Below are 13,713 nucleotides of genomic sequence, written 5' to 3'. Positions count from 1 at the left end.
AGGCCGCCAGGCCGACGCGCGACGGCGTGACCCTTCCGGTATTCGTCTGGGAGGGCGTCGACAAGCGCGGCAAGAAGATGAAGGGCGAACAGCAGGCCCGCAATGTCAACCTGCTGCGCGCCGAGCTGCGCCGCCAGGGCATCCAGCCGGGCAAGGTCAAGCCCAAGCCCAAGCCCCTGTTCGGCTCCGCCGGCAAGCCGGTCACGCCCAAGGACATCGCGGTGTTCAGCCGCCAGATCGCGACGATGATGCGCTCGGGCGTGCCGATCGTGAATTCGCTGGAGATCATCGGCAACGGCCAGAAGAACGTGCGGATGAAGAAGCTGGTCGACGAGGTCCGCATGGACATCGAAGGCGGCTCCTCCATCTACGAGGCCATGAGCAAGCACCCGGTGCAGTTCGACGAGCTGTACCGCAACCTGGTCCGCGCCGGCGAAACCTCGGGCGCGCTGGAAACGGTGCTGGCCACCATCGCCGACTACAAGGAAAACATCGAGTCCATCAAGGGCAAGATCAAGAAGGCGCTGTTCTACCCGGCCGCGGTGATCGGCGTGGCGATCCTGGTCTGCGCCATCCTGATGGTGTACGTGGTGCCCGTTTTCAGCGAGCAGTTCGCCAGCTACGGCGCCGAGCTTCCAGCGTTCACCGCCCTGGTGTTCGGCATCTCGGCGATCATGGTGAAGTGGTGGTGGGCCATCGTGGGCGTGGCCGCCGTGGCGATCACCGCCTTCATCTTCATCTACAAGCGCTCGCCCAAGCTGCAGCACGGCGTGGACCGCATGCTGCTGAAGATCCCGGTGATCGGCCAGGTGCTGCACAACTCGGCCATCGCCCGCTTCGCGCGCACCCTGGCGGTGACCTTCAAGGCCGGCGTGCCGCTGGTGGAGGCCATGGAGAGCGTGGCCGGCGCCACCGGCAACCGCGTCTACACCGACGCCGTGCTGGAGATGCGCGACGACGTGGCGACCGGTTATCCGCTGAACGTGGCCATGAAGCAGGTCAACCTGTTCCCGCACATGGTGGTGCAGATGACCTCCATCGGCGAAGAGGCCGGCGCGCTCGACACCATGCTGTTCAAGGTGGCCGAGTTCTACGAGGAAGAGGTCGACAACGCCGTGGACACCATCTCCAGCCTGATCGAGCCCTTCGTGATGGTGGTGATCGGCGGCATGGTCGGTTCGATCGTGGTGGCGATGTACCTGCCGATCTTCAAGCTCGCGCTGACGGTGATGTAAGACCGGATGGCCTTCCTCGACCAGAACCCCGAGATCGGCTATCCGCTGGTCGCAGGCCTCGGCCTGCTGGTGGGCAGCTTCCTGAACGTGGTGATCCTGCGCCTGCCCAAGCGGATGGAGTGGGAGTGGAAGCGCGACAGCCGCGAGATGCTGGGCGAGCCTGAGATCTACGATCCACCGCCGCCCGGCATCGTGGTGGAGCGCTCGCACTGCCCGCACTGCGGCCACCAGCTGAGCTGGTACGAGAACATCCCGGTGCTGAGCTGGCTGGTGCTGCGCGGCAAGTGCCGCAGCTGCAAGGCGCCGATCTCGGTGCAGTACCCCGCGGTCGAGCTGCTGACCATGCTGCTGGTACTGGCCTGCGTATGGCGCTTCGGCTTCGGCTGGCAGGGCTTCGGCGCGGGGCTGCTGACCTGCTACCTGATCGCGCTGTCGGGCATCGACCTGCGCACCCAGCTGCTGCCGGACTCGCTCACCCTGCCCTTCATGTGGCTGGGGCTGATCGCGGCGGTCGAGAACCTGTACATCGGCCCCAAGGACGCCCTGCTGGGCGCCATCGCGGGCTATGTGAGCCTGTGGAGCGTGTGGTGGGTGTTCAAGCAGCTCACCGGCAAGGAAGGCATGGGCCACGGCGACTTCAAGCTGCTGGCCGCGCTGGGCGCCTGGTGCGGCCTGGCGGGCGTGCTGCCGACGATCCTGATCTCCTCACTGGTGGGCGCGGTGGTGGGCAGCGCCTGGCTGTTCGCGAAGGGCCGCGACCGCGCCACGCCGATTCCCTTCGGCCCCTACCTGGCCCTCGCCGGCTGGATCACCTTCATGTGGGGCCATGACCTGGTGGGCTGGTACCGGGGTATCGCCGGGCTCTGAGCGAACCCGTCGGGCTTTCCGACCCGCACCTCATCGCCTGGCCGATGGCGGCCGCTGATTCATGGGGAGACATTGGAGGCGCGCGTCGCTTTCCGCGCTCCCGCCTCCATTGTTGTAGTGACATGAATCATGCGCATCAGCTACGATCCAGCCAAGCGTCAGCGCACACTGGATGAACGCGGTCTGGAATTCGAGGATGCTCCCATCGTCTTCCACGGGATGACCTTCGAAGTCGAGGACAACCGGAGTGACTACGGCGAAGCGCGCATCATCTGTTTCGGCCTCCTGGCCGGCCGCATGGTCGGAGTCGGATATGTACCCAGGGGCACCGCCACGTTTTCAGCATGAGGAAAGCCAATGAACGCGAGCAAGCACGCATCGGGCCCCGACTTGAAGTCTGACCTCAAGCGCGTGGACTCGCACGTCATCCGACCCGACGAGTACGAAGAGCTTCCGGAGCTGACCGGTGACATGCTGCGGCGCGGCGCAATCAAGCGCGCCGGCCGGCCCCTGGCCACGGACCCGCGCCGCCAGGTCACCATCCGCCTGCCCGAATCCATCCTGGCGGCCTGGAAAGCCTCGGGCCCAGGCTGGCAGACGCGCATGGCCGCGCTGCTGAGCAAGCGCGCACCGTAAAACGCCAGCTCCGGGCGGTCCTCTGAGCCGGGGCTATCGGTGAGCCCCCCCGCCAGGCATCGCTGCGGCCAGCCTCTCCACCAGGTCAAACACCGCTTCCGGCACCCGGCCGCCGAACTGGTCGCGCCGCCGCTTCGACACCACGCCATGGTTGTCCAGGCAGGACACGACCAGGGTCGACAGGTCGCTGCCGCGCACGTCGTACTCTGCGTTGACGGCGGCCACGATGGTGTCATAGCGCTCCAGGAAGTCGGCTTCTTGACGCAGCTCCACTTCCAGCGCCTGTTCGGCCATCTTCGAACCGAAGGTGACCTGATCGGTCGCGTCCCAATACCGGTACATCGCTGCGTGCCCGGTGAAGGTGAAAGCGTACTGCCCGGCATCGATCCATTCGACCTGCCAACGCTCGCGGGCAGGCCGGGAATACGATTGCAGCACCCGCAGGTAGTCGGCCTCGTGTTTCTTCATGGCCACCGAAACCGGCAGTACCAGTCCGTGGTCGAGCGCCCCCGCCCGACACAGGGCATGGTGGTAGAGGAAGCGCGACAGGCGGCCGTTGCCGTCCATGAACGGGTGCACGTAGACGAATCCGAACGAGATCACCGAGGCCAGGACGATGGGGTCGACCTGCCCGGCGGCGGCGTTGGCGTAACGCATCAGCTCGCCCATGAGTTCCGCGGCCAGCGCGGGCGGCGGCGGCAGGTAGGACACGGCCAGCGCCCCTCTGCCGGGGCCCTCCAGCCAGTTCTGTTCGTGCCGGAAAGCCACGGCGCGGTCGACGGGATTGCTCACCGTGGCCGACTGCAGCTGCGCGAGGTAATCCTCGCTCAACGGCTGCTGGTCATGCGCCTGCTGCAACAGGGCGACGAAGGCCCGTGCTTTGTCGGCGCTGGGCGCCTCGCGCTCGATGGCGAAGGAATCGCGGGTCTCGTGCAGGTAGGCCCAGGCCAGGGTCCGGTCGAGTAGCGCGTCGCCGAGCGCGCCGGTGAAGTCCCGGAGTCTTTCCGGCAGGCGCGATGCCATCACGGTCTCGATGGCATCCGTCCGCTGCACGGTGGCACACCAGGCCGGGGTGCCGAGGCCGTTGAAGTTGACCCGCCACTTGGCGTCACGCATGGCGGGGCCGGTGACGTAGCGCGCGGGGTCGAACAGGTCGACGTTCGCGCCGCCGATCGCGGGCACGTCGTCCAGTACCTGGCCGGTGAACAGTTCGCGGAGGTAGCCTGCCAGACGGAGGTAGCGGCCGTGGGGCGTGGCGCGCAGCGCATCCAGGAGCGCGTCGGCGCGCACGTGCGGCATGGCTTCGGCCAGGATCTGGAGGTCGGTGCCTTCGTGCTTGAGCGCGAACAGGACGTGCTCCAGCGGCTCATCGGGACCGGGCGCGACGCCTGCAGGGACGACCAGCGCGTCCGACGTCTGTTCCACGCGGGTAACAGGCCCCACCCGGGCCGGGCGCGACGGCGCGAAGGCGCGCAGGCCGAGCGTCTGGCGAAGGTATTCGTAGCCGACTGCGGCCATTTTTCTTTACGCCTTCGAGGATTTTTTTACAGATTAGGGCATTTCCAGATTTTTCTTTACCTTGGGGTATCGGATCTGTCTACCCTATGGATATCCAACCCGTCAGGCTTAACCCATGGCCCGTTACACCGTAGCCCTCACGGGCGGCATCGCCTCGGGCAAGTCCGAGGTCGAACGCCGCTTCCGCGCCTTGGGGGTGCACGTAGCCGATGCCGATATCGTCGCCCGCGAGGTCGTTGAGCCCGGCACGCCGGGGCTGGCCGAGATCGTGGCGGCCTTCGGCCCCGGGGTGCTGGGCCCCGACGGCGCCATGGATCGCCCGGCCATGCGCCGGCGCGTATTCGCCGACGACGCGGCCCGCCTGCGCCTGGAAGCGATCATCCACCCGCGCGTGCGCGCTGCGCTGCGCGAGGCCTGCGAGGCCGCGCCCGGCCCCTACGCCATCGCCGCCATCCCGCTGTTCGCCGAGGCCGGCCGCGATGCCTACGCCGCCTGGATCGACCGGGTGCTGGTGGTGGACGTGCCCGTGGAGGTGCAGCTGGAGCGGCTGCTGGCGCGCGACGGCATCGACGAGGCCCTGGCCTGGCGGATGATCCGCGCCCAGGCCACGCGCGAAGAGCGGCTGGCTGTGGCCGACGATGTCATCGCCAATGACGGGCCGCTGGAGGCGCTGGATGGCGCGGTGGCGGCGCTGCATGGGCGGTATCTGGGGCTTTCCGGCTCCGGATAGCCCAGCGGAGCGATGATCCATGCCGGCCTTGCACGGCCCGGAGTGATACTTTAGTGTCACTCCATGCGAACCGAACTCGTCACTACCCTCAAGCGCCAAGCCACCGACCTGCTCTCGGATCTGGAGCGGGACAAGCAACCCATCCTCATCACCCAGCACGGCCTGCCAAGCGCCTACCTGGTGGACGTGGAGAGCTACCAGCTCATGGAGCGGCGCATGGCCGTGCTTGAAGGCATCGCCCGGGGAGAACAGGCGATCGCCGAGGGCCGCGTGGCTACGCAGGCCCAAGCCAGGAAGCGCCTCGCGCGATGGCTGAAATAGTCTGGACAGAGCCGGCGCTGAGCGATCTGGAAGCCATCGCAGACTACATTGCACTGGAAGATCCCGTTGCCGCGTCCGGGTTGGTCAGACGTGTACTCGAACGCGTGGAGCAGCTGGAAGATCATCCGGAAAGCGGAAGTCGGCCCCCGGAACTGGGGCGTTCCCGCTACCGCCACATGGTCGAGCCTCCCTGTCGGGTGTTCTATCGCTTTGACGGGCACAAGGTCTTCATCTTGCACGTGATGCGTTCGGAGCGCTTGCTGCGCAAGCGGACGCTCACCTCCCGTGCCAGGAAAACAAGGGACTGACCGGTAACCGCTCCCGCAGCGACCGGTGCTCATACCGGGGGCGGATGGGGTGGTATCCGCCAGGCGCCCGGGCGGGCTGGACGTTGTTCCATTCGAATGAAGCGGCCAGTTCGTGGTCGATCGGCTCGCGCAGGCATTGGACGGGCGTGGCCACCTGGCATCCGGGTGCCATCTTCGTATGCATCAGGCGTTCGCCGGTGCGCGCGGGTTCACCCGCCCCTGCTCAGCCCGGATGCCACAAGCTCCGGATAGCGGCAATGCCTTGCGCGCCGTTCCGGCGTGCGTCCTCGAGGTCGTCGGGGCCCAGGCCCCCGAGCGCATAGATCGGCAGGCTCACGCCCTCGCGCAGCCGCGCGAACGCCTCCCAGCCGATGCCGGGCTGCTCCGTGTGCGTGGCGGTGGGCTTCACCGCGCCGAGCACGGCGAAGTCGCAGCCCAGCCGCGCGGCGTGGGCCAGCTCGGCTTCGTCATGGCATGACGCGGCCAGCAGCGCGCCCTCGGCCAGCCTTGGGCGCGCCTCCATCCCTACCAGCTGCGAGGCTCGCAGGTGCAGGCCCAGGCCGAACTCCTGCGCCAGGGCGACATCGGCGTTGACCAGCAACTCGGCTCCGGCGGCGCGGCAGCGTTCCGCCGCGGCCGCCAAGAGGCCACGGCGCTGCCCGGCATCGAGCCCCGGCAGGCGGACCTGGATGCGGCTGACGCCGGCGGCCAGGGTGGCATCCAGCCCGGCCAGCCAGCCGTCCCGCGCCTGCGCCGGCACCTCCGTGCCGTCGGTGTCCGGCTCGGGGCTGATGGCATAGCGGTCGGGCTGGAGCAGCACGCCCACCACCGGGATGTCGGCGGGCGGCATGGTGTAGCTGGGCAGCTTGTGCGGCGGCACCCAGGCCAGGGCCTGGCCTTCGCGGCCACGCGGGATGCCGTCCCAGCGGGTGACGCTGCGCACGTCCAGGCGCAGCCGCTTGCCGGGATACGCCTGGGGAACGGTGATCAGGTGCCCGCCGATGCGGGCCTCGATGCCGAGTTCTTCCTGCAGCTCGCGCGCCAGCGCGGCCTCGGGCGTCTCGCCGGGTTCGCGCTTGCCGCCCGGGAATTCCCAGAGACCGGCCAGGTCGCGGCCCTCGGTACGGCGGCTGAGCAGCACGCGCCCGCGTGCGTCAGTGATGACTCCCGCGACGACCTCGACCGTCTTCACCCCGTTCGCCCCTTTCCCCGCAGGCGGGGAAGTGAGTCGGGGTCAGGCGATCTGCCCATGGCAGTGCTTGTACTTCTTGCCGCTGCCGCAGGGGCACGGGTCGTTGCGGCCGACCTTGGGCATGCGCTCGGCCGGGTCGCCGTCGTGCTGGTAGTCCGGCGTGGCGGCTTCCTCGTCGGCGCCGTAGCCGCCGCTGTCGGCGTGCTGGAACTGCATCTGCCGGGCCTGGGCCTGGGCCATGGCGCGCTCCTGCGCTTCCATCGCGGCGACTTCCTCCTCGGTGCGCACGCGCACGCGGGAAAGCATCATCACCACTTCGCGCTTGACCTTCTCAAGCATCTCGGAGAACAGTTCGAAGGCTTCTTTCTTGTACTCCTGCTTGGGCTGCTTCTGCGCGTAGCCGCGCAGGTGGATGCCCTGGCGCAGATAGTCCATGCGCGCGAGGTGCTGCTTCCAGTTGTCGTCGAGCACGGTGAGCATGATGTGCTTCTCGAGCATGCGCATGGTCTCGCCGCCGAGGCTGGCCTCCTTGGCGGACACGATCCCGTCGACCTCCGCCTGCACGTGTTCGAGGATCCGCTCGGCGTCGACCTCGGGCTGCTGCGCGACCCATCCGGCGATGTCCAGCTGCAGGCCGTAGTCGGCCTCGAGCGTGGACTGCAGGCCGGCGATGTCCCACTGCTCGTCGATCGACTCCGGCGGCACGAAGCGGTCGACCAGGTCGCCGACCACGTCGCCGCGGATGCCGGCGATGTTGCCGGAGATGTCCTCGGACTCGAGCAGTTCGTTGCGCTGGCCGTAGATCACCTTGCGCTGGTCGTTGTTGACGTCGTCGAAGTCGAGCAGGTTCTTGCGGATGTCGAAGTTGTGGGCCTCGACCTTGCGCTGGGCGTTGGCGATCTGCTTGGACACCAGCGGGCTCTCGATGATGTCGTCTTCCTTCAGGCCCATGCGCGCCATCACCTTCTGCACCCAGTCGGCGGCGAAGATGCGCATCAGGTTGTCTTCCAGCGACAGGTAGAAGCGGCTGGAACCGGGGTCGCCCTGGCGACCGGAGCGGCCGCGGAGCTGGTTGTCGATGCGGCGCGATTCGTGGCGTTCGGTGCCGACGATGTGCAGGCCGCCGGCTTCCTTGACCGCGTCGTGGCGCTGCTGCCATTCGGCCTTCAGGCGCGCGCGGGTGGCCTCGTCGACCTCGCCCTGCTCGGCCTCGAGCTGGGCGATCTCGGCCTCCAGCGAGCCGCCGAGCACGATGTCGGTGCCGCGGCCGGCCATGTTGGTGGCGATGGTGACCGCGCCCGGGCGACCGGCCTGGGCGATGATGGTGGCCTCGCGTTCGTGCTGCTTGGCGTTGAGCACTTCGTGATGGATGCCGGCCTCGGTCAGGTGCTGGCTCAGCATCTCCGAGACTTCGATCGAGGTCGTGCCCACCAGCACCGGCTGGTTGCGCGCGTGCGCTTCCTTCAGTTCGTTGACCACGGCGCGGTACTTGCCGGCGCGGTTGAGGAACACGGCGTCGGGATGGTCGACGCGGATCATCGGGCGGTGGGTCGGAATCACCACCACCTCGAGGTTGTAGATGCTGTTGAACTCGAAGGCTTCCGTGTCCGCGGTGCCGGTCATGCCCGACAGCTTGTTGTACATGCGGAACAGGTTCTGGAAGGTGATGCTGGCCAGCGTCTGGTTCTCGCGCTGGACCGGCACGCCTTCCTTGGCCTCGACCGCCTGGTGCAGGCCGTCGGACCAGCGGCGGCCCTGCAGGGTGCGGCCGGTGAACTCGTCGACGATGATCACTTCGCCGTCGCGCACGATGTAGTCGACATCGCGCTGGTAGATGGCGTGCGCGCGCATCGCGGCGTTGAGGTGGTGCACGACGTGGATGTTGTGCGGGTCGTATAGGCCGTCGTCCTCGCCGAGGATGCCGGCGCGGCGCAGCAGGTTCTCGGCCAGCTCCTGGCCGGCCTCGGACAGGTGCACCTGCTTGCCCTTCTCGTCCACCCAGAAGTCGCCTTCGGACTGCTCGTCGGCCTGGCGGGTGAATTCGGGGACGATGCGGTTGACCTTGATGTAGAGGTCGGGCGTCTCGTCGGCGGGGCCGGAGATGATCAGCGGCGTGCGCGCCTCGTCGATCAGGATCGAGTCGACCTCGTCGATGATCGCGTAGTTCAGGCCGCGCTGGTAGCGCTGCTCCTTCGACTGCGCCATGTTGTCGCGCAGGTAGTCGAAGCCGAACTCGTTGTTGGTGCCGTAGGTGATGTCGGCGTTGTAGGCGGCGTTCTTGTCGCCGTGCGGCATGCCCGGATAGACCACGCCGACAGACAGGCCGAGCCAGTTGTAGAGCTTGCCCATCTGCGCGGCGTCGCGGCGGGCCAGGTAGTCGTTGACCGTGACCACGTGCACGCCCTTGCCTTCCAGGGCGTTGAGGTAGACCGGCAGGGTCGCGACCAGGGTCTTGCCCTCGCCGGTGCGCATCTCGGCGATCTTGCCGGTGTGCAGGACCATGCCGCCGACCAGCTGCACGTCGTAGTGGCGCATGCCGAGCACGCGGACCGAGGCCTCGCGGCAGACGGCGAAGGCCTCGGGCAGGATCTTGTCGAGCTTCTCGCCGTCGGCGATGCGCTGCTTGAACTCCGCGGTCTTGCCCTGGAGTTCGACGTCGGAGAGCGCCTGCATCTGCGGCTCGAGCGCGTTGACCTTCGCGACGACCTTGTTGAACTGTCCGACGATGCGTTCGTTGCGGCTGCCGAACACGCTGGTGAGCAGGCGATTGAGCATTGGGTGACCGGTTGTGTAAGTGGATGGCCCAGAAACGGGAAAAGGGCGCGTGGCGCCCTTTCCCATTGGCCGCGGCATTGTACCGTGGGGGTCGCGACCCCGCCTATCAAGGCCCCGGGCGCTGCGGGCGCCGCTGGCTCAGTGCTTGTCGCCCAGGAACTTGCGCGGGTTCACGACCGAACCGTTCTCCCACACCTCGAAATGGACGTGGGCGCCGGTGCTGCGGCCGGTGCTGCCGGCCTTGGCGATCTCCCGGCCCACGCGGACCAGGTCGCCGACCTGGACGACGTTGCGGGAGTTGTGGGCATAGCGGGTCACGAAGCCGTTGCCATGGTCGATCTCGACCACGTTGCCGTAGCCCGAGCGCACGCCGGAATAGCTGACCACGCCGTCGGCCACGGCCATGACGGTGTCGCCGGTGCGGGCGTCGAAATCGATGCCCTTGTGCCAGGCGGCGCCGCCGCCGAAGGGGTCGGCGCGGCGGCCGAAGCCGGAGGTGATGTAGCTGGAGGCCACCGGGGAGCGCGAGGGCATCGAATTGCGGTCGAGCTCGCGATTGAACAGCAGCATCTCCAGCACCGAGAGCTGGCCGCCGGCGGTGGCGAAATCGGCGTCGATGCCGCTGATCCCGTCGCGCAGTTCGCTGGCGGCCATGTCGCGCACCGGGCCATGGCCGCCGATACCCACCGGGCTGTTGAAATCGAATTCGCCGTCGCCCAGCTGGGCGACCTGGGTCAGGCGGTCGCCGAGCGCGTTGAGGCGGTTGGCCTGGGCCTGCAGCTCGCCCAGGCGGGCGGCCAGGGCGTTGACCTCGCGCTGGGCTTCGCGGCGCGTGTCCTCGAGCTGCGCGTCCTGGCTGGCGATCTCCGCGCGCAGCGCGTTGACCTCGCCGGACTGGACGCTGGCGCCGAGCGCGGCGCCGAGCACCAGGGTGGCGCCGATCACGGCCAGCGGCTGCTTCCCGCCCAGCTGGGCGATGCGCCTGCCGCCGCGGCGGATGTAGTGCACGAGCCAGGCGTGCGAGTGGTGGAGCGTACGGTGTAGAGTCATTTCACTATGTCTGCTGGCAACGCCAAATTGGCATCCCCCAAAGGTCCGCGCGCCGTACTCGACGCGCTGGCGGCCGATGTGTCCGGCCGGTCCCCGGTCCAGCGCGCCATGTGGCTCGACGCCCTCGACCGCACCCTGCGCCCCCATCTGTCTCCTTCACTGGCCGCGCACGCGCGGCTTGCGAATGTGGATGGCGCAAAGCTGGTTTACCTGGTGGATTCGCCGCTGTGGAACGCCAGCCTCAGGCTCGCCGCTCCGGCGCTCCTGGAAGCCGCCCGTTCGCACGGGCTTGAGGTCCAGGAGCTCAGGGTCAGGACGACCACCCAGCCGATGTTCCCGCCTGCGCGGGTCGAACCGGCTGCACTTCCGCTGTCGGCGTCCGCACCGGAAGGGCTGCGGGCCGCCTTGGCGTCCCTGCGTCCGCCTGTGGGCGACGACAGCGACGGGTCCTGAATTCGGCCGGCCTTCCAGCGCCGACGGGGCATCCTAACGGCCACTGCCGCCCGAAACGTTAACCAGAAGCTATCGTTTCGATATATTTTCGTTAATTTTTCATTAAACCGTGACCCCGACGGCAAGAGTCCGTGAAGAACAGACAGGCGGGGTTGGGGTTCGCGACGGCCGCGGGCGGGCCCCGTTCAGGCAGCCGGCTGCAGCTCGCCGTAGGCCACCGGGCCGGTGCTGGCCTCGGGGAAGGTCGCTTCCTCCCAGGCGTCCTGCTCAGCCAGAAGCGCGCGCACCAGCTTGTTGTTGAGCGCGTGGCCGGACTTGTAGCCCTCGAAGGCGCCGATGATCGGGCGGCCAGCCAGGTACAGGTCGCCGACGGCGTCGAGGATCTTGTGACGCACGAACTCGTCGGCGTAGCGCAGGCCGTCCTCGTTGAGCACGCGAAAATCATCGAGGACGATGGCGTTGTCCATCGACCCGCCCAGGCCCAGGTTGCGGTCGCGCATGTATTCCAGGTCGCGCATGAAACCGAAGGTGCGGGCGCGGCTGACTTCCTTGATGTAGTTCTCGGTGGAGAACTCCACCTCGGCCCGCGACTGGGTGGTCGGGATGGCCGGGTGCCTGAAGTCGATGGTGAAGCCCAGGCGGAAGCCGTCGAAAGGCTCGAAGCGGGCGATCTTGTCGCCTTCGCGCACCTCGACCGGGCGCTTGATGCGGATGAAGCGCTTGGGCACGCCCTGTTCGACGATGCCGGCGGACTGCAGCAGGAACACGAACGGGCCCGAGGAGCCGTCCATGATCGGCACTTCGGCCGCGGACAGCTCGACCATGATGTTGTCGATCCCCAGGCCGGCCAGGGCCGACATCAGGTGCTCGACGGTCTGCACGTTGGCGCCGTTGGTGGACAGGCCGGTGCACAGGGTGGTCTCGGTCACCAGGGTCGCCTCGGCCGGGATCTCGACCGGCGGCTCGACGTCGACGCGGCGGAACACGATCCCGGAGTCCGGCGGCATCGGGCGCAGGGTCATGAAGACCTTCTCGCCACTGTGCAGCCCCACGCCGGTGGCGCGGGTGACGTTCTGGATCGTGCGCTGCTGGACCATTCGCGGGGGACTCTGGGGGTGGAGCCGGCCGCCGGGGGACGACCGTCAGATGAAAGCGGTTCGCAATTTAGCACGCAGGCAGCTGAACCTGAACGCACCACTCCCCGCCCCTTCCCCCGTGGCCGGGGGAAGGGGGCACCCGGGATCAGTCGGCCTGGCGGCGGAGGAAGGCCGGGATATCCAGGTAGCCGGAATCGCCGCCGCTGCCGAAGTCGGCCACGGCCGGGCTGTTCGGCGTGGAGGACTCGGCCGCCGGGCTGCTGCGACGCAGGCCCAGGCCGCCACCGGCGACCGCCGCCGGCTGCTGCTCGTCCTCGTCGATGAACATGCCGGTGGTGCCATCGCGGCGGCCGGTGTTGTTGATCAGCTGGATGTTCGGGCGGCGCTGGCCCTGGAGGCCGGCGTCACGGCCGAAGTCCGTCGACGGCGCGACGCCGCGGGCCTGGCCGCGGTTGAGGCCGGTGGCCACGACGGTCACGCGCACGTCGTCCTGCATGTCCGGGTCGAGCACGGTGCCGATGACGATGGTCGCGTCCTCGCTGGCGAAGTTCTCCACGGTGCGGCCGACTTCGTCGAACTCGCTCATGGTGAAGTCCGGGCCGGCGGTGATGTTGACCAGGATGCCGTTGGCACCGGCCAGGTGGACGTCGTCGAGCAGCGGGTTCTGGATCGCGGACTCGGCGGCGGCCTGGGCGCGGTCGTCGCCGCGGGCGGTGCCGGTGCCCATCATCGCCAGGCCCATCTCGCTCATCACGGTGCGCACGTCGGCAAAGTCGACGTTGATCAGGCCCGGGCGCACGATCAGGTCGGCGATGCCCTGCACGGCGCCGAGCAGCACGTCGTTGGCGGCGCGGAAGGCCTGGACCATGGTGGCGTTGCGGCCGAGCACGGTGATCAGCTTCTCGTTGGGGATGGTGATCAGCGAGTCGCAGTGCGCGGCCAGCTCCTCGATGCCCTTGAGCGCGACCTGCATGCGGCGGCGGCCCTCGAACGGGAAGGGCTTGGTGACCACGGCCACGGTCAGGATGCCCATTTCCTTGGCCAGCTGCGCCACCACCGGCGCCGCGCCGGTGCCGGTGCCACCGCCCATGCCGGCAGTGATGAACACCATGTCCGCGCCCTGCAGCGCTTCCATGATCTGGTCGCGATCCTCGAGCGCGGCCTGGCGGCCGACCTCGGGGTTGGCGCCCGCGCCCAGGCCCTTGGTCACGCCGGTGCCGAGCTGCAGCTGCAGCTTGGAGCCGCAGTTCTTGATCGCCTGGGAGTCGGTGTTGGCGGTGATGAACTCCACGCCGTCCACGCTGCTGTTGACCATGTGGTTGACGGCGTTGCCGCCGCCGCCACCCACGCCGATGACCTTGATGACGGCGTTGGGAGCCATCTTTTCAACCAGTTCGAAGTGCGCCATGTCCGTAGTCCTCTTTGATGTCGTTATGTGTTGCTGGTTTTTGTTGTTGTTCTGGTGTCGTGAATCGCTGCCGGCTTACCGTTTTCGCTTCCGTCCCGCCCGTCTTCGCGGCCATGGCCGCTC

At 68.1% G+C, this 13,713-nt stretch carries 15 protein-coding genes; 8 read left to right on the top strand and 7 right to left on the bottom strand.

Annotated features, from left to right (window positions below; genetic code table 11):
- The first annotated feature begins 77 nt into the window (after positions 1-77).
- The 4 genes from E2170_RS10410 (at position 78) to E2170_RS10395 (ending at position 2,738) form a co-directional block, all read left to right on the top strand.
- Positions 78-1,235 carry a type II secretion system F family protein gene (locus tag E2170_RS10410; RefSeq protein WP_243708183.1) on the top strand — a complete coding sequence of 386 codons (1,158 nt, stop codon included), beginning with the start codon at positions 78-80 and terminating at the stop codon, positions 1,233-1,235.
- 6 nt (positions 1,236-1,241) lie between these two features.
- Complete coding sequence (locus E2170_RS10405; RefSeq protein WP_133000583.1) at positions 1,242-2,102, top strand: prepilin peptidase; 861 nt, start codon at positions 1,242-1,244, stop codon at positions 2,100-2,102.
- Between the two features lie 129 nt (positions 2,103-2,231).
- Positions 2,232-2,450, top strand: coding sequence for a BrnT family toxin (locus E2170_RS10400; RefSeq protein WP_207914965.1), 219 nt, complete (start codon positions 2,232-2,234; stop codon positions 2,448-2,450).
- A 9-nt stretch (positions 2,451-2,459) separates the two neighbouring features.
- Entirely contained in the window at positions 2,460-2,738 is a 279-nt protein-coding gene (locus E2170_RS10395; RefSeq protein WP_133000582.1) for a BrnA antitoxin family protein, read from the top strand.
- Positions 2,739-2,771: 33 nt separating this feature from the next.
- Here E2170_RS10395 and E2170_RS10390 read toward each other — a convergent pair whose 3' ends face one another.
- Positions 2,772-4,256 carry a Fic family protein gene (locus E2170_RS10390; RefSeq protein ID WP_133000581.1) on the bottom strand — a complete coding sequence of 495 codons (1,485 nt, stop codon included), beginning with the start codon at positions 4,254-4,256 and terminating at the stop codon, positions 2,772-2,774.
- 115 nt (positions 4,257-4,371) lie between these two features.
- Between E2170_RS10390 and coaE the strand changes: the two genes are divergently transcribed.
- The 3 genes from coaE to E2170_RS10375 all read left to right on the top strand — a co-directional run bounded on the left by coaE (position 4,372) and on the right by E2170_RS10375 (position 5,615).
- Positions 4,372-4,986: a dephospho-CoA kinase gene (coaE, locus tag E2170_RS10385; protein ID WP_133000580.1), complete on the top strand. Its 615-nt coding sequence runs from the start codon at positions 4,372-4,374 to the stop codon at positions 4,984-4,986.
- Positions 4,987-5,049: 63 nt separating this feature from the next.
- Positions 5,050-5,307 carry a type II toxin-antitoxin system Phd/YefM family antitoxin gene (locus E2170_RS10380; protein ID WP_133000579.1) on the top strand — a complete coding sequence of 86 codons (258 nt, stop codon included), beginning with the start codon at positions 5,050-5,052 and terminating at the stop codon, positions 5,305-5,307.
- Positions 5,295-5,615, top strand: coding sequence for a type II toxin-antitoxin system RelE/ParE family toxin (locus tag E2170_RS10375; RefSeq protein ID WP_133000578.1), 321 nt, complete (start codon positions 5,295-5,297; stop codon positions 5,613-5,615). The genes E2170_RS10380 and E2170_RS10375 overlap by 13 nt, the downstream gene beginning before the upstream one ends.
- 223 nt (positions 5,616-5,838) lie before the next feature.
- Here E2170_RS10375 and E2170_RS10370 read toward each other — a convergent pair whose 3' ends face one another.
- The 3 genes from E2170_RS10370 to E2170_RS10360 form a co-directional block, all read right to left on the bottom strand.
- Entirely contained in the window at positions 5,839-6,807 is a 969-nt protein-coding gene (locus E2170_RS10370) for a Nudix family hydrolase (RefSeq protein ID WP_133000577.1), read from the bottom strand.
- Positions 6,808-6,849: 42 nt separating this feature from the next.
- The gene (gene secA, locus E2170_RS10365; protein ID WP_133000576.1) at positions 6,850-9,582 is read right to left on the bottom strand and encodes a preprotein translocase subunit SecA; all 2,733 of its coding nucleotides are present in this window, start codon (positions 9,580-9,582) and stop codon (positions 6,850-6,852) included.
- A gap of 138 nt (positions 9,583-9,720) precedes the next feature.
- Positions 9,721-10,632 (bottom strand): peptidoglycan DD-metalloendopeptidase family protein, encoded by a 912-nt coding sequence (locus tag E2170_RS10360; RefSeq protein WP_243708143.1) that lies wholly within the window; start codon positions 10,630-10,632, stop codon positions 9,721-9,723.
- A 6-nt stretch (positions 10,633-10,638) separates the two neighbouring features.
- Between E2170_RS10360 and E2170_RS10355 the strand changes: the two genes are divergently transcribed.
- Positions 10,639-11,085 carry a DciA family protein gene (locus E2170_RS10355; RefSeq protein WP_243708142.1) on the top strand — a complete coding sequence of 149 codons (447 nt, stop codon included), beginning with the start codon at positions 10,639-10,641 and terminating at the stop codon, positions 11,083-11,085.
- Positions 11,086-11,270: 185 nt separating this feature from the next.
- On the opposite strand, the gene lpxC is transcribed toward E2170_RS10355, so the two are convergent.
- The 3 genes from lpxC to E2170_RS13830 form a co-directional block, all read right to left on the bottom strand.
- Positions 11,271-12,182, bottom strand: coding sequence for a UDP-3-O-acyl-N-acetylglucosamine deacetylase (gene lpxC, locus E2170_RS10350; protein ID WP_133000573.1), 912 nt, complete (start codon positions 12,180-12,182; stop codon positions 11,271-11,273).
- A 145-nt stretch (positions 12,183-12,327) separates the two neighbouring features.
- A complete protein-coding gene (gene ftsZ, locus E2170_RS10345; protein WP_133000572.1) occupies positions 12,328-13,590 on the bottom strand; it encodes a cell division protein FtsZ in 1,263 nt (420 codons plus the stop codon).
- Complete coding sequence (locus tag E2170_RS13830) at positions 13,568-13,705, bottom strand: hypothetical protein (RefSeq protein ID WP_165942219.1); 138 nt, start codon at positions 13,703-13,705, stop codon at positions 13,568-13,570. Before E2170_RS13830 ends, ftsZ begins: the two co-directional genes overlap by 23 nt.
- Positions 13,706-13,713: the final 8 nt, after the last annotated feature.

The organism is Luteimonas arsenica (assembly GCF_004352825.1).
In the GTDB taxonomy this organism is placed as follows: Bacteria; Pseudomonadota; Gammaproteobacteria; order Xanthomonadales; family Xanthomonadaceae; genus Luteimonas; species Luteimonas arsenica.
This window is presented reverse-complemented; position numbering and strand designations above follow the sequence as displayed.